Here is a 14327-nt window from a genome sequence, read left to right as displayed (position 1 = left end):
CCGTGGCGGGGGTGTCCGCTATGATGCCGGTCCGCGCCGCAGCCCGTGCCCGACACCGACCGGATGGCCAGCCAGACCCCGCCCGCCACCTCCAGCGACGGACCCGCAGACGGCGACGTTCCCGGCGGGCTGGCGGGACGCCCGGCAGCCCGCCTGCCCGCACCCGCCGGCACGCCCGTGGCGCGGCCCTCGACGCCGGCTGGAGACGCGTCCGGCCACGACGCCCTGCGGGAGGCCGGCCGGTGAGCCGCCCGTCGCCGCTGCCCCCGGGGCCACCGCCCCGGCTGCAGGTCGAGTATGCCTACGACACCGGCGTGGGCGCGCTGCTGGCGCGCGACGACGTGCTGGCGGTGCTGGGTTTCGGCGACAGCGCGCCGCGGGTGGACGACCCGCGCTACCTGCGGGTGCCGCTTGAACCTTATGGAGCGGCGCCGCTCGAGGTCTGGCACGCCTCCGCCCCGGTGCATGCGGGCCGCGACGGCGAGATCGCGTGGGCCTGCGACGGGCAGCTGCTGTTCGGCGCGATCGAGGTGGCGGAACCGGAAGGCCACACCGGCGACGGCGACAACACCGGCATCCTGCTCGCCGCCGAGCACGCCTACCGCTCGCTGACGCGCTTCATCGCCGGCAGCGACTACCCGCACATGCTGCGGGTCTGGAACTACCTCGACGCGATCACCCAGGGCGAGGGCGACGCCGAGCGCTACCGGCGCTTCTGCGTCGGCCGCGCGCGCGGCCTGGGCGACTTCGACGCGAGCATGCTGCCGGCGGCGACCGCGATCGGCCGCTGCGACCGGGACCGAACCATCCAGGTGTACTGGCTGGCCGCGCGCTCGCCAGGCACGCCGGTGGAGAATCCGCGCCAGGTGAGCGCCTACCGCTACCCGCGCCAGTACGGGCCGCAGCCGCCCACGTTCGCGCGGGCGATGCTGCCGCCGCCGGGCGCGGACATGCCGCTGATGCTCTCGGGCACCGCCGCGGTGGTCGGCCATGCCTCGCGCCATGCCGGCGAGCTGCTGGCGCAGTTCGAGGAGACCCTGGCCAACTTCGACGCGCTGCTCGGCGCGGCACGCGCCCGCGCGCCGGAGCTGCCGGCCCGGTTCGGCCCCGGCACGCGATTGAAGGCGTACGTGCGCGACCGCGACGACCTGCCGCTGGTGGCGCAGGCGCTCGACCGCCACTTCGGCGACCGGGTCCCGCGGATCCTGCTGCATGCCGCGATCTGCCGGCGCGAACTGGCGCTGGAGATCGACGGGGTGCACGGGGCGGGCTGAACGGGTCCACCCACGCGCGTCCGGGAGGCGCCCGGGCGGCCCCGTTTCCTCAACCGGAGACCCGTCTCCTCCGACGCGAGCCGCGGCGGCGCGGGCGCAGGGGCGCAAGCGGCACGGGGACGTGCCGCGGCCGCGAGTGGGGGGGCAAGGAACGCCTGCCCGAGCGGTGCGCCCCTGCGCCCGTGGCGCCGCGGCCCCTTCCGAAGGCGCGCGCCACGCGCGGCGTCCTCCACCTGTCTGCGAGAGCGCTCGGGCGGCCGGTTCACGTCCATCCGGGTCACAATCCCCGCGCAGCACCCGTCGTGCACACCGGGCATCGCGCCCGACAACCGGAGGAAACGCATGGGACTGATCAGCCTGATCTGGGGCATCGTCGCGCTGGCCTGGATGATCCTGGCCCTGCTGCCGATCGTGGGCATCACCAACTGGCTGCTGATCCCGTTCGCGGCGGTCGGCGCCATCCTGGCCGCGATCGGGATCCTGTTCACCCGCACCGGCCGCCGCGGGCGGGCCAAGGCCGGCCTGCTGCTCAACGCCCTGGTGATCATCGTGGCGATCTGGCGCCTGGGCCTGGGTGGTGGGCTGATCTGACCACCCCTGCGCCCGGCCCCGCGAATGGGGCCGGGCGTAGAATGGCCGCCATGGCCTACCCCGACACCCGCATGCGGCGGATGCGCCGCGACGACTTCTCGCGCCGGCTGATGCGCGAGACCACCCTCACCGCCGACGACCTGATCTATCCGGTGTTCGTGCACGAGCCGGCCGGCCGCGCGCCGGTGCCGTCGATGCCGGGCGTGGAGCGGCTGTCGGTCGACGAGCTGCTGCGGGTGGCCGAGACCGCGAGCGAACTGCGGATCCCCGCGCTGGCGCTGTTCCCGGTGACCGCGCCCGAGGCCAAGAGCGCCGATGCGGCCGCGGCCTGGGACCCGGACGGCCTGTGCCAGCGCGCGGTGCGCGCGCTCAAGGCGCGCTTTCCGCAACTGGGCGTGATCACCGACGTCGCGCTCGACCCCTACACCTCGCACGGCCAGGACGGCCTGGTCGACGGCGATGGCTACGTGATGAACGACGCCACCGTCGAGGCGCTGGTGCGCCAGGCGCTGTCGCACGCCGAGGCCGGCGCCGACGTGGTCGCGCCCAGCGACATGATGGACGGCCGCATCGGCGCGATCCGCATGGCGCTGGAAGAAGCCGGCCACGTGCACACGCGCATCCTCGCCTACGCCGCCAAGTACGCGAGCGCGTTCTACGGTCCGTTCCGCGACGCGGTCGGCTCGGCCGCCGCGCTCGGCAAGGCCGACAAGAAGACCTACCAGATGGACCCGGCCAACAGCGACGAAGCGCTGCGCGAAGTCGAGCTCGACCTCGACGAGGGCGCGGACATGGTGATGGTCAAGCCGGGCCTGCCCTACCTCGACATCGTGCGCCGGGTGAAGGAGACCTTCGGCGTGCCGACCTTCGCCTACCAGGTCAGCGGCGAGTACGCGATGCTCAAGGCGGCCGCGCTCAACGGCTGGCTGGACGAGCGCGCCTGCGCCCTGGAGGCACTGCTCTCGATCCGCCGCGCCGGCGCCGACGGCGTGCTGACCTACTTCGCCCTGGACGCGGCCCGCTGGCTGCGAGAAGGATGATCCGCCGCGCCGATCCCGCCGACATCCCCGCCCTCGCCGCGCTGCTTTCCGCCAGCGGCGACGACGGCGGCGACCCCGCGGGGCTACCGGCGCGCCTGTCGCGGCTGCTGGACCTGGCCACGCACGCGGTGTTCCTGGCCGAGGGCGACACCGGACCCTGCGGCTTCGCCGCGGCCGAGCACCGGCTGGCACCCGACGGCGAGCGCGTGGTGCTGACCTGCCTGGCGGTGGAAGCCTGCGCCCGGCGCCGCGGGGTCGGGACCCAGCTGGTCGCCGCCACCGAGGCCTGGGCGCGGCGGCGCGGAGTGGACCGTGTGCAGGTGGCCGTTGCGCTGGCGCGCGAGGAAGCGCAGGCGTTCTATCCCGCGCTGGGCTACGAGGCCGCCGGCACGCAGCAGCTCTACCTGCGCACCCTGCGTTGACCCACGCCGCGGAGTAGACTCCGGGCAGTTCCCCAGCGCGAGCACGAATGCCATGAGCAGCCTGTACGCGGTTTTCGGCCATCCCGTCGGGCACTCGCTTTCCCCCCGCATCCACGCCGCCTTCGGCCGCCAGGCGGGCATCGACCTGCGCTACGAGGCGATCGACGCCACGCCGGAGGAGTTCCCGCGCGCACTCGAGGCCTTCGCCGCGGCCGGGGGCGCGGGCGCCAACATCACCCTGCCGCACAAGCAGGCCGCCTACGCGCTGTGCGCGACCCGCACCGAGCGCGCGCAGCGCGCCGGCGCGGTCAACACCATCGTCCGCAGCGCCGAAGGCTGGCACGGCGACAACACCGACGGCGCCGGGCTGGTGCGCGACCTCACCGAGCGCCACCGCCTCGACCTGCGCCAGCGCCGCACCCTGCTGATCGGCGCCGGCGGCGCCGCGCGCGGGGTGGCGCCGTCGCTGCTCGATGCCGGCGTGGGCGACCTGTACATCGTCAACCGCACGCCGGAACGGGCCGACGCGCTCGCCGACGCGCTCGGCCAGCCGGGCCGGGTGCACGCGCGCTACATGGCCGACCTGCCGGCCCTGGGCAGCTTCGACCTGCTGGTCAACGCGACCTCGGCCGCGCGCGGCGGCGGCCTGCCGCCGCTGCCGATGTCGCTGCTGGCGCCGCGGTGCGCGGCGGTCGACCTGAGCTACGGCGAGGTCGCGATCCCGTTCCTGGCCTGGGCCCGCGCGGGCGGCGCGCAGCAGGCGGTGGACGGGCTCGGGATGCTGGTGGAGCAGGCGGCCGAGAGCTTCGCCCTGTGGCACGGCGTGCGCCCGCTGACCGACGAGGTCTACGCCGAACTGCAGGCGCGGCACGCGGCCCTGGTGACCGCCGACTGACACGCCATTCCAGCCCCGGGCATTCCCTGCAGGAGCGGCTTCAGCCGCGACCGAGGACGTTCCGGGTTCGTCATGGCCTGCGAACCATGGTCGCGGCTGAAGCCGCTCCTATGTGATGGAAACGTCCCGTGGCGCGCCGCGCACACGGGCGCTGCGGCCGCGTCAGAGCAGCCCTTCGCGCTTGATCGCCAGGTAGCGCTCGACCAGGGCACCGGGCAGTTGCTCCGGGGTGACGTCGAGCACGCTGACGCGGTGCCGCCGCAGCGTGTCGTGCGCGGCGGCGCGTTCGGCCAGATAGCGCGCGGTGGCGCCCGCGCGCACCGCGCCGGCGAGGTCGGACACGTCCTGTCCGAGCACCTCGTCGAGCACGCGCTCGCGCAGCGAGGCCACCACCACCAGGTGTCGCCGCTGCAGCATGCGCACCGCGGCGAGCACGTCCTCGATGTCCTCGTCGCGCAGGTTGGTGACCAGCATCAGCAGGCCGCGGCGGCGCTGGCGCAGCGCCAGTCCGGTGGCCGCGGCGAGGTAGTCGGTGGCCACCGGCCCGGGCTGCAGGTCGTAGCTGGCGCGCAGCAGTTCGTCGATGGCGGCCATCCCGCGCCGCGGCGGCACCCAGCGGCGCTCGCCGCCGGTCGCCAGCAGCCCGACCGCGTCGCCGCGGCGCAGCGCCAGCCACGCCACCAGCAGGCAGGCGTCGAGGGCGTGGTCGAAATGGGCCAGGCCGTGGTCGCGCGCGAGCATCCGTCGCCCGGTGTCGAGCACCAGCACCAGCTGCTGGTTCTGTTCGTCCTGGTACTCGCGCGAGATGAGCTTGCGCGCGCGCGAGGTCGCCTTCCAGTCGATCTGGCGCAGACTGTCGCCGACGCGGTACTCGCGCATCTGGTGGAAGTCGGTGCCCTCGCCGCGGCGGCGGCGGATGTGCGCGCCCATCATCCGCGACGCACGTTCGGCGCTGACCAGGGCGAGCTTCGACAGCGGCGCGAAGTCCGGGAACACGCGCACCGGCTGCGCGCTGCCGGCCAGGCAGCGGCGGTGCCAGAGCCGCAACGGCGAATGCAGCCGCAAGTGCACGCCGTCGAAGGCGAAGCGGCCGCGCGCGTCCGGGCGCACCCGGTAACCGATGCCCGACACCGTGCCCGGACGCAGCAGCAGCCGGCGCGGCAGGCCTTCGACCTCCCAGCCGCCCGGGTGCAGGTCGTGCACGTCCACGCGCACCGTGCGCGCGCCAGGCTCGAGCTCGAGCCGCACTTCGCGCTCGACCCCGAGCGCCAGCGCCTCGGGCACGCGGCGCGACACGTCCGGCACCGGCATGCGCCACAGCAGCGCCACGTCCACCAGCGCAAGCAGCGCCAGCGCCGCACCCGCCGCCTGCCACGCCAGCGGCGGCAGCCCGCCGAGGCTGGCGATCGCGCCGGCCACGCCCCAGGCGACCAGCGCCGCCACCAGGGCCGGCGCCGGACGCGGCAGCGCGCGGCCGCGGACGGGGACCGGATTCACTTGCGCGGCGCCTCCACCCGGGCCAGCAGCGCCTGCAGCACCTGGTCGGCGTCCTGGCCCTCGATCTGCAGCTCCGGCGCCAGCGCGATGCGGTGGCGCAGCGCCGGCAGGGCGACGTCGCGCACGTCGTCGGGGGTGACGAAGTCGCGTCCGGCCAGCACCGCCTGCGCGCGCGCCGCGCGCACCAGGGCCAGGCTGCCGCGCGGGCCGGCACCCAGCGCGATCCCCGGCCAGCCGCGCGTCGCCGCCACGATCCGCACCGCGTAGTCGACCACCGCCGCATCGACCACCGTCGCCGCGGTCGCCTGCTGCAGGGCGACGATGCCGTCGGCGTCAAGCACCTGCTCCACCTGCGACAGGTCGAACGCGGCGGCGACCTGGCCCTGGCTGATCGCGGACACCATCGCCACCTCGTCGGCATGCTCCGGGTAGCCGATCAGCACCTTGAGCAGGAAGCGGTCGAGCTGCGCCTCGGGCAGCGGATAGGTGCCCTCCTGCTCGACCGGGTTCTGCGTGGCCAGGGTCATGAACGGCGGCGGCAGGGCGAAGCTCTGGCCCTCGATCGTGACCTGCAGTTCCTGCATCGCCTCCAGCAGCGCCGACTGGGTCTTGGCCGGCGCGCGGTTGATCTCGTCGGCCAGCAGCAGGTTGGTGAAGATCGGCCCGCGGCGGACGCTGAAGGTCTCGCTGCGCGCATCCCACACCGCGTGGCCGCTCACGTCGCTGGGCATCAGGTCGGGCGTGAACTGCACCCGCGCATGGGCGCAGCCCAGCGACCGCGCCAGCGCACGCACCAGCAGGGTCTTGCCGAGTCCCGGCACGCCCTCGAGCAGCACGTGGCCACCGGCGAGCAGCGCCACCAGCACCTGGTCGAGGACCTCGTCCTGGCCGATGAAGGCGCGCGCGACCTGTTCGCGCACGCGCGCCACGCGTTCGACCAGGGCCGCGGAATGGGCGGCGGGCGGGGCGGTCGGGGTCTGGGTCATAGTCGTCTTCCCATGTCGATCAGTCGGGCCATGCGCTGCAGGAAATCCCTGCGGTCGCCGGGACGCGGCTCGCGCAGGGCATGTTCGATGGTGGCCGGGTCGAGGCCGGTGCGGGCGGCGATCGCCTCGGCCCGGGCGCGGCCCTCGAGCGCCCCGGCCAGCGGGTCGCGCCGGCGCAGACGGGCGAGGAACGCGTCGCGCAGCGCGGCGTGCAGCAGGCCGGCGTGGCCGTAGCGGCGCAGGTGCTCGCCGCCGGCCTGGACGTGCTCGAGCAGCGAGCGCCGCTCCGCCGGCGGCGGCGGCAGCACCGGGCCGAACCGCTGCAGCCGCATCCACAGGAACGCGGCCAGCGCCAGCGCCAGCGGCACCCAGGCCATCCAGCCGCGTTCGAGCAGCAGCCGCCACAGCGGCGGCACGCTCGCCGCATAGACCAGGTGCATGGTGCCGTGCCGGTAGTTGCGGTCGAGCAGCTGGCGGGCGAGCAGCGCGTGCGCTGGATCCCGGAGCGCGCCGTTGGCCATGAAGTCGAGCGAGGACAGCACGTCCACCGCACCCTCGCCGCGGCGGATGCGCGCGAACACGAACCCGGCGGCGAAGTCGCCCCAGGCCAGTTCCGGGTCCACGTCGCGCAGGGAGAAGCGCGGCGCGCGGCAGAACTCCACGCGTGGCGGCTGGCCGGGGATGCGCAGGTCCGCGCAGGCATCGTCCCCGGCGTGCGGCGCGATGCCCAGCCGCGGCAGCAATCCGCCGGGATGCGCGGGCGCGCGCCGCGCGGTGCCCGGGGCCGTGGCCAGCAGGTGTCCGCCGCCTTCGACCCAGGCGAGCAGCGCATCGACGTCGCGCGCCGCCAGCGTGTCCGGGTCGCCGAGCATCACCAGGGTGTCGCGCTTGCCCAGCGGATGCCCGGCCAGGTCCAGGCGCTGGCGCGAGACCGCCTGGACCCCGTCCGCGCGCAGCGCCAGGCGCAGCGCGTACAGCGGGTTGTAGGCGGCCTCGCCGGCCGCCGGCAGCGGCGTCCGGTGCGGCACCCGCTCGTGGGCGTGCAGCCACCAGGCCACCAGCGCGGCCGCGACCAGCAGCAGCGGCAGCGGCAGCAGCAGGCGCAACCAGGGCCGGTTCATGTCGCCCACCCGAAGCGCCGCGCGAGTTCGCCCAGCAGGTCCTCGAACTCGCCGTCGCCGGGCATGCGGCCGGCGTACGCGGCCTGCTGCCACACCCGCACCACGCGCGCGAACGCGCTGCGGTCGGCTTCCTCGGGCAGGCGGCGCGAGGCGCGCAGGCACTGCGCCTCGGTGGCGCCGGGGACGAGCGCCACGCCGATGCGCTCGGCCATCGCCTCGACGCTGCCGCGGTAGAGCAGCGCCAGCGCGCGGCGCGGACGTCCTTCGCGCCATTGCCTGCGCGCCTCCGCCACCAGGTCGTCGGGCAGGCGCACGGGCTCGGCCACCGGCGCTGTGGTGGTCTCGGGCGGCGGTCGCGCCGCGGCCTGCAGCCGCTGCATCCAGGGCCACCAGTGCCGCGCGGTCAAGGCCAGCACCAGCGCGAGCAGCCCGAGCAGGATCCACAGGCCGGACTCGGCGACCACGGCCACCAGCCGGCCGACCACCTGCAGCCAGGGCGGCAGGTCCCGGCGCTCGGCCTTGCGGGGGTTGCGCGGCTCCCACTGGTAGACGGTCCGGCTGCGGTCGAGCAGCGGATCCTCGTGCGCGCGGCGCACGGCCTGGCGGAACGCGGGATCGTCGCGGAGCGCCGCATCGCCGAACACCTCGCGCAGGGTGTCGCCTTGCGCCGCGGGGCGCTCGCCGGGCTGCTGCGATTTGGGCGGCAGGAGGCGAAGGTGCTCGCGCTGTTCCTGCAGCTGCCGTGCCGCCTGGGCCGCGACCGGCGCTGACGGCATCGCCAGCAGTCCCAGCGCCAGCGCCAGCGCCAACGCGAGCGCCTGGAGCGGGGCCCCGGCCGCGGCGGCCAGGCGCGCGCGCATGCGCCGCAGCGCCAGTTCGATGTCCCAGGCCTCGATCCGTGCGCGCCGCGCGAGGTACAGGCCGAAGCCCGCGCCGACCATGAACGGCTCGATCGCCGACAGGGCCAGCCACAGGGCGAGGTTGATCCCGAGCATGCTGGCGCGCGTGGGCGTGTCCACCAGCAGCGACCACATCGCGCGCGCCGACTCCGGCAACAGCTGCGCCGGGACGAACAGCAGCACGAGCAGCAGCAGCGACAGCAGCAGCGCGCCGGCGAACGAGATTCCCGCCATCGCCAGCAGGAACGCGTGGCCCTGGATGCCGTCGGCCACCACCCTGCGGCGCTCGCGCAGCACGTCGCCGGCGACCCCCTCGAGCAGTTCGACCGGCATCACGATCCAGCGCCACGGACTGAACCGGGCCCACGCCAGTCGCGCAGGCGTGCCGCGCGCGCCCAGGCGCATCTGCGCGGCGAGTACTTCGCGCGCCGGCGGCGCCGGCCCGAACACCGCGCGCGACAGCACCAGCAGCGGGATCCGGTCGAACAGCGGCAGCAGCCACCACATCGCCAGCGTCGCCAGCCACATCGCGTCCAGCGACCAGGCGAGGGCGTTGAAGGCGGCGAACAGCGGCAGCGTCGCCAGCGCCCATGGGCGCCAGACGTCGCGCGCATGCCGGCGCACCAGGGCCAGTCCCAGTTCCATCGCCTCCCACGGCGAACGCGGTCGCAGCGCGACCCGGGCCGCATCCAGCCTCATGCGTCCGCGCCCCCGCGCCGGGGCGGCGCGGCGTCCTGCCATGGATCGCGACCGCGCCCGGCCAGACCCAGCCAACCCAGCACCAGCAGCCACAGCGCCGTGCCCACGCCGAACTTCACCGGCGCGGGGATCCATCCCGTCGAGGACCAGAACGCCTCGACGAACGCCGCGAACACCAGCATCGCCAGCACGCCAAGGCACAGCTGGCCGCCGACGCGCCCGGCCTCGACGAGCGCGTCAACGCGCCGCCTGCGGCCCGGCGCCAGCAATGCCAGGCCCAGGCGCAGTCCCGCCGCCCCGGCGACCACGATCGCCACCAGCTCCGGCGCCGAATGCCCGGCCACGAAACGCCAGAACGGATCGCCATGCCCCACCGCCTGCAGGTGCCCGGCGATCGCGCCGAACACCACCCCGTTCGACGCCAGCACCAGCGCGGTGCCCACGCCGGCGAACAGGCCCGAGGCGAAGGTGCGGAAACCGATGCTGACGTTGTTGTAGATGTAGTAGCCGAACATCGCCAGGTCGGTGCCGCTCTCGCGGCCCAGCGCATGCGCCGGATCGGCCGGGTCGTACATCCGCTCGAACCGCGCCAGGTCCTGCGCGGAGAACACGCTGTGGGCAAGCTCCGGCCGCAGCTGCACGGCGGCGAACATCGCCACTGCCGGCAACGCCAGCAGCGCCGCCGACAGCCACAGGCAGCCGCGCTGCGCGCGCACCAGGCGCGGGAACCCGGCCAGCAGGAAATGCAGCGCGCGCCGCCACGGCACCGGCGGCGCGCGGTAGAGCACGTCGTGGCCGCGCTGCATCAGCGCCTGCAGGCGTTCGACCAGCAGCGGGCTGTAGCCGCGCCGCCGCGCCAGCGCCAGTTGCTGGCACAGGCGGCGGTAGCGCGCGGGCATCTGCGCATCGTCCAGCGCCGCGCCATCCGGGAGCGGCTGGCGGCCGGCGCGGTGGCGGCTGCCCCGGCGCTCCAGCCAGGCCTCGAACGCCTGCCACTCGGCCTCGTAGCGGGCGACGAACGCGTCCTGCCTCATGTGCCGCGGCCCAGCAGCCAGCGGGCGATGGCGAACAGGCGTTCCACGCCGGCGTCGCCGGTGGCGCCGGTGGCGGGCGCGGCGATGTCGGCCAGCTCCCGCCGCCGCCCGGGGGTGAGCGCATGGGCGCGTTCGGCCAGGGCCAGCACCGCCGCCTGCTCCTCGGGCAGCAACGGCGCCGCAGGCGCCAGCGCGGGCCCGGGCGGCAGCGCCACCGCCCCGCGCGTGGACGGCACATGCACCACCATGGTCCGCGCGACCACGTCGCCGAGCCGGCGTCCCCACGGGTCGACCAGGCCCGAGGCCAACCCGACCGCATAGCCGAACGGCAGCATGTCCACGGTGCGCATCAGGTTGCGCACCACCGAGGCCAGCCAGCCCACCGGCGCACCGTCGGCCGCGACCACCCGCAGGCCCAGCGCGCGCTTGCCCGGCGTCTGCCCGTCCCACAGCACCTCGAACAGCACCGGGTAGGCCCACACCACCAGGAACAGCACCACCAGGTACAGGCCCATGCCGCCGCGGCCGAGCAGGGCCAGCGCCAGCGACGCCAGGGTGGCCAGGCCGAACCGGATCATCAGGTCGATCAGCCACGCGTACGCGCGCGGCACGGGGCCGGCGGCCGGGAGCCGCAGGGCGACGCCCTCGGGAGTGTGGATTTCGCGGACGGTGTCCAGCATCACGCGGTCGCGCCCTCCGCGACCGCCGCGTCCGTTGCGGTGGTGCGCACTCCCAAGTCGCCCTCTCCCAATGGCCGTGCCGCGGGCGGCACCCGACCTACTGTACGCGAGCGGGGGCGGCGCGAGCGACCGCGGGCGCGGCCCTCAACGATTCGCGGCGAGGTACTCGTCCTTGAGCCGGACGTAGTGCTGCGCGCTGTAGTACAGGCCCTCGATCTGGGCGTCGTCGAGGCGGCGGACCATGCGCGCCGGATTGCCCAGCCACAGCTCGCCCTCGCCCACCACCTTGCCCGGCGGCACCAGCGCGCCCGCGCCGACGAAGCCGTGGCGCTTGACCACCGCGCCGTCCATCACCACCGCGCCCATGCCGATCAGGCAGGCGTCCTCGATCCGGCAGGCATGGATGATCGCGCGATGGCCGATGGTGACGTCCTCGCCGATGACGGTGGCGAAGCCGCCGTCCTTCAGGTGCGGGCCGTCGTGGCTGACGTGGATCACCACCCCGTCCTGGACGTTGGTGCGCGCGCCGATGCGGATGAAGTTGACGTCGCCGCGGACCACGGTCATGGGCCAGATCGACACGTCGTCGCCCAGGACCACGTCGCCGATCACCTCGGCCGAGGGATCGATGAAGACCCGCGCGCCGATCCGGGGCAGCTGGTCGCGGTAGGCCCGCAGGCGGGGGGAAGGCATGGGCGTCATCCGGCCATTGTAGGGCCTGCCTCCCGTCGGCCCCGACTACACTGGCCGGATGCAGCCTTCCACCGACACGCCGCCGGCCGCGCTGGCGCCCACCCTGGCGCGGTTGCGCGCCGCCTGGCAGCACGCGCGGCCCGGCGTGGAGCAGCGCCTGGACGACCTGGCCCGCCTGCGCGCCGCGTTCAAGGCACGGCTGCCGGAGATGGCCGCGGCGATCGCCGCCGACTTCGGCCACCGCTCCCGCCACGAATCGCTCATCGCCGACGGCATGACCGTGCTGGCCGCGATCGACCACCTGCGCCGGCACCTGCGGCGCTGGGCGCGGCCGCGCCGGGTCGGCACCGGCTGGCGGTTCTGGCCGGCGCGGGCGGAACTGCGCAGCGAGCCGCTGGGCGTGGTCGGCGTGATCTCGCCCTGGAACTACCCGGTCAACCTCGCCCTGGTGCCGCTGGCGACCGCGATCGCCGCCGGCAACCACGTCTTCCTCAAGCCGTCCGAGCACACGCCGCGCAGCAGCGACTTCCTGCGCGCGCTGCTGGGCGACGTGTTCCCCGCCGACCGGGTCGCGGTGGCCACGGGCGGCGCCGAGGTGGCGGCGGCGTTCGCGGCGCTGCCGTTCGACCACCTGGTGTTCACCGGCTCGACCGCGGTGGGGCGCAAGGTGATGGCCGCGGCCGCCGCCAACCTCGTACCGCTCACCCTCGAGCTCGGCGGCAAGTCGCCGGCCATCGTCTGCCCCGACGCGCCGCTGCCGCGGGTGGCCGCGCGCCTGGCCAGCGGCAAGTGGTTCAACGCCGGCCAGACCTGCATCGCGCCGGACTACGTGCTGCTGGTCGGCGACCGCGTGCGGCGCGATGCGCTGGTCGAGGCGCTGCGCGCCGAGGCCGCCACGCGGTACGGCGGCGGCGCCGACGGCGATTACACCCGGATCATCCACGACGCCGCCTTCGCCCGCCTGCAGGCGTACCTGGACGACGCGCGCGCGCGCGGCCTGGAGGTGGTGCCGCTGGCGCCCTGGCACGATCCCGCGCGCCGCCTGTTCGCGCCTCACCTGGTGCTCGAGCCGGGCGACGACGCCAGCGTGATGCAGGAGGAGCTGTTCGGCCCGATCCTGCCGGTGCGCAGCGTCGCCTCGCTGGACGCGGCCATCGACGCGGTGAACCGCCGCGACCGGCCGCTCGCGCTGTATCCCTTCGGCAACGACCGCGCCAGCATCGAGCGCATCCTGCGCTCCACCCTGGCCGGCGGAGTCACGGTCAACGACACCCTGGTCCACTTCGGCATCGACGGCCTGCCCTTCGGCGGCGTCGGCGCCAGCGGCATGGGCGCCTACCACGGCCGCGCCGGGTTCGACGCGATGAGCAAGCAGCTGCCGGTGCTGTGGCAGCCGCGCCGCGCCGGCAGCGACCTGCTGCGCCCGCCCTGGGCCCGCGTCGCCCGCTTCGTCGATTTCCTCGTGCGCTGATCGCCATGGCCACGCCGCCCCCGGACGACGCCGACCCCATCGAGCACCGGCTGCGCCATGGCCTGCCGCGCCCGCCGCGGCTGCAGGACCTCGCCACCACCGGGGTCTGGATCGTGCAGTGGCGGCAGGAACACGGCCCGCGCCCGGGGATCGCCCTGCACCGCTGGCTCGAGGAGCGGCATCCGGGCTGGTCGCGCCTGGTGGACTGCCAGGGCCGCACCGACGTGGTCTCGGCGATCAAGGCCGCCACCTGGTCCGCCCGCGACGGCCGGGCCAGCCCGATCCTGCACCTGGACGCGGATTGCGACGGCGACGGGCTCACCGGACCCGAGCGCGGCGGCGGCCCCGGCCGCGCGGCCTGGGGCGACCTCGCGCCGTATCTCGCCCAGCTCAACGTCGCCACCCGCGGCAACCTGGTCCTGGTCTGCACGGCGGGCGCCGGCGTCGCCGGGCGACTGGCCGGGGCCACGCGCGAACGCAGCCCGTGCGCCGCGGTGGTCGCGCCGTCGACGGCGAGTCCGCCGCCGCCCGCGCCCTGGCTGATCGCCACCCAGCGCCTGTACCGCAGCTGGCGCCAGGGCCAGCCCGGGCTGGCCGACGCCTCCGTGCCGCTGGCGCCCGCCATGCTCGAGGCGGCGTCGATGCCGGACCTGCTCTACGAGCGGCTGCTGGCGCACCTGTTCGCGGCGACCCGCGCGGACGCCGTGGCCGCCCCGGGCGGCGGTCCGGGCGCCCTGCTCGCGCGCCTGGGCCTCGAGGCCGACCCGTCACTCGCCTGGCCGGCCCTGCCGCGCCGGCTGCAGCGCTACTGGCGCACCCTGTTCATGGCCGACCTGCACCCGGAGAACCTGCAGCGCTTCGACTTCGAGCTCAAGACCGCCGCCTGGCGCGTGCTGCAGGCGCGCGGCCTGGCCTGAGCGGCCGCCCGCGCCGGTTCAAGGCCGGCACGCGGCGGCCGTTAACGGGGTCGACCCACACGCACGGTCAGCATCGATGTCCGGTATCCTGCCCCGCCCACGGAAGGG

14 protein-coding genes are annotated in these 14327 nt (G+C 75.3%); 7 read left to right on the top strand and 7 right to left on the bottom strand.

What is annotated here, in order from left to right; all coding sequences use genetic code 11:
• Positions 1-284 precede the first annotated feature (284 nt).
• The 5 genes from LUTJ29_RS0101190 (at position 285) to aroE (ending at position 4222) form a co-directional block, all read left to right on the top strand.
• Positions 285-1274, top strand: coding sequence for a pteridine-dependent deoxygenase (locus LUTJ29_RS0101190; RefSeq protein WP_232221140.1), 990 nt, complete (start codon positions 285-287; stop codon positions 1272-1274).
• 342 nt (positions 1275-1616) lie between these two features.
• Positions 1617-1865: a hypothetical protein gene (locus LUTJ29_RS0101185; RefSeq protein WP_043740010.1), complete on the top strand. Its 249-nt coding sequence runs from the start codon at positions 1617-1619 to the stop codon at positions 1863-1865.
• Positions 1866-1915: 50 nt separating this feature from the next.
• Entirely contained in the window at positions 1916-2905 is a 990-nt protein-coding gene (hemB, locus tag LUTJ29_RS0101180; protein WP_027070940.1) for a porphobilinogen synthase, read from the top strand.
• A complete protein-coding gene (locus LUTJ29_RS15680) occupies positions 2902-3327 on the top strand; it encodes a GNAT family N-acetyltransferase (RefSeq protein WP_051322569.1) in 426 nt (141 codons plus the stop codon). The genes hemB and LUTJ29_RS15680 overlap by 4 nt, the downstream gene beginning before the upstream one ends.
• 52 nt (positions 3328-3379) lie before the next feature.
• On the top strand, positions 3380-4222 hold the full coding sequence (aroE, locus tag LUTJ29_RS0101170; RefSeq protein WP_027070938.1) for a shikimate dehydrogenase: 843 nt from the start codon (positions 3380-3382) through the stop codon (positions 4220-4222).
• Between the two features lie 162 nt (positions 4223-4384).
• Here aroE and LUTJ29_RS0101165 read toward each other — a convergent pair whose 3' ends face one another.
• From LUTJ29_RS0101165 to LUTJ29_RS0101135, 7 genes are all read right to left on the bottom strand, one after another.
• The gene (locus LUTJ29_RS0101165) at positions 4385-5719 is read right to left on the bottom strand and encodes a DUF58 domain-containing protein (protein ID WP_232221124.1); all 1335 of its coding nucleotides are present in this window, start codon (positions 5717-5719) and stop codon (positions 4385-4387) included.
• The gene (locus tag LUTJ29_RS0101160) at positions 5716-6705 is read right to left on the bottom strand and encodes a MoxR family ATPase (RefSeq protein ID WP_027070936.1); all 990 of its coding nucleotides are present in this window, start codon (positions 6703-6705) and stop codon (positions 5716-5718) included. The genes LUTJ29_RS0101165 and LUTJ29_RS0101160 overlap by 4 nt, the downstream gene beginning before the upstream one ends.
• Positions 6702-7826 (bottom strand): DUF4350 domain-containing protein, encoded by a 1125-nt coding sequence (locus LUTJ29_RS0101155; protein ID WP_027070935.1) that lies wholly within the window; start codon positions 7824-7826, stop codon positions 6702-6704. Before LUTJ29_RS0101155 ends, LUTJ29_RS0101160 begins: the two co-directional genes overlap by 4 nt.
• Positions 7823-9424 carry a DUF4129 domain-containing protein gene (locus tag LUTJ29_RS0101150; RefSeq protein ID WP_027070934.1) on the bottom strand — a complete coding sequence of 534 codons (1602 nt, stop codon included), beginning with the start codon at positions 9422-9424 and terminating at the stop codon, positions 7823-7825. The genes LUTJ29_RS0101155 and LUTJ29_RS0101150 overlap by 4 nt, the downstream gene beginning before the upstream one ends.
• On the bottom strand, positions 9421-10458 hold the full coding sequence (locus LUTJ29_RS0101145) for a stage II sporulation protein M (RefSeq protein WP_027070933.1): 1038 nt from the start codon (positions 10456-10458) through the stop codon (positions 9421-9423). Before LUTJ29_RS0101145 ends, LUTJ29_RS0101150 begins: the two co-directional genes overlap by 4 nt.
• Positions 10455-11138, bottom strand: a complete 684-nt coding sequence (locus LUTJ29_RS0101140) for an RDD family protein (protein WP_027070932.1) — start codon at positions 11136-11138, stop codon at positions 10455-10457. The genes LUTJ29_RS0101145 and LUTJ29_RS0101140 overlap by 4 nt, the downstream gene beginning before the upstream one ends.
• 144 nt (positions 11139-11282) lie before the next feature.
• Positions 11283-11840, bottom strand: coding sequence for a gamma carbonic anhydrase family protein (locus LUTJ29_RS0101135; protein ID WP_027070931.1), 558 nt, complete (start codon positions 11838-11840; stop codon positions 11283-11285).
• Between the two features lie 49 nt (positions 11841-11889).
• Between LUTJ29_RS0101135 and LUTJ29_RS0101130 the strand changes: the two genes are divergently transcribed.
• Together LUTJ29_RS0101130 and LUTJ29_RS0101125 are read left to right on the top strand one after the other, a co-directional pair.
• Positions 11890-13302 (top strand): coniferyl aldehyde dehydrogenase, encoded by a 1413-nt coding sequence (locus LUTJ29_RS0101130; RefSeq protein WP_027070930.1) that lies wholly within the window; start codon positions 11890-11892, stop codon positions 13300-13302.
• Between the two features lie 5 nt (positions 13303-13307).
• Complete coding sequence (locus tag LUTJ29_RS0101125; protein WP_027070929.1) at positions 13308-14219, top strand: hypothetical protein; 912 nt, start codon at positions 13308-13310, stop codon at positions 14217-14219.
• Positions 14220-14327: the final 108 nt, after the last annotated feature.

Origin of the sequence: Luteimonas sp. J29, assembly GCF_000472505.1 — a bacterium.
GTDB lineage: Bacteria > Pseudomonadota > Gammaproteobacteria > Xanthomonadales > Xanthomonadaceae > Luteimonas.
The sequence above is the reverse complement of the archived record's forward strand: the minus strand, read 5'-3'. Positions and strand labels throughout refer to the sequence as shown.

What these genes read in the sequence shown, in the direction of transcription:
- LUTJ29_RS0101185 (WP_043740010.1), top strand. Translation starts at nt 1,617, where the DNA reads ATGGGACTGATCAGCCTGATCTGGGGCATCGTCGCGCTGGCCTGGATG.
- hemB (WP_027070940.1), top strand. Translation starts at nt 1,916, where the DNA reads ATGGCCTACCCCGACACCCGCATGCGGCGGATGCGCCGCGACGACTTC.
- LUTJ29_RS15680 (WP_051322569.1), top strand. Translation starts at nt 2,902, where the DNA reads ATGATCCGCCGCGCCGATCCCGCCGACATCCCCGCCCTCGCCGCGCTG.
- aroE (WP_027070938.1), top strand. Translation starts at nt 3,380, where the DNA reads ATGAGCAGCCTGTACGCGGTTTTCGGCCATCCCGTCGGGCACTCGCTT.
- LUTJ29_RS0101160 (WP_027070936.1), bottom strand. Translation starts at nt 6,705, where the DNA reads ATGACCCAGACCCCGACCGCCCCGCCCGCCGCCCATTCCGCGGCCCTG.
- LUTJ29_RS0101155 (WP_027070935.1), bottom strand. Translation starts at nt 7,826, where the DNA reads ATGAACCGGCCCTGGTTGCGCCTGCTGCTGCCGCTGCCGCTGCTGCTG.
- LUTJ29_RS0101150 (WP_027070934.1), bottom strand. Translation starts at nt 9,424, where the DNA reads ATGAGGCTGGATGCGGCCCGGGTCGCGCTGCGACCGCGTTCGCCGTGG.
- LUTJ29_RS0101145 (WP_027070933.1), bottom strand. Translation starts at nt 10,458, where the DNA reads ATGAGGCAGGACGCGTTCGTCGCCCGCTACGAGGCCGAGTGGCAGGCG.
- LUTJ29_RS0101140 (WP_027070932.1), bottom strand. Translation starts at nt 11,138, where the DNA reads ATGCTGGACACCGTCCGCGAAATCCACACTCCCGAGGGCGTCGCCCTG.
- LUTJ29_RS0101135 (WP_027070931.1), bottom strand. Translation starts at nt 11,840, where the DNA reads ATGACGCCCATGCCTTCCCCCCGCCTGCGGGCCTACCGCGACCAGCTG.
- LUTJ29_RS0101130 (WP_027070930.1), top strand. Translation starts at nt 11,890, where the DNA reads ATGCAGCCTTCCACCGACACGCCGCCGGCCGCGCTGGCGCCCACCCTG.
- LUTJ29_RS0101125 (WP_027070929.1), top strand. Translation starts at nt 13,308, where the DNA reads ATGGCCACGCCGCCCCCGGACGACGCCGACCCCATCGAGCACCGGCTG.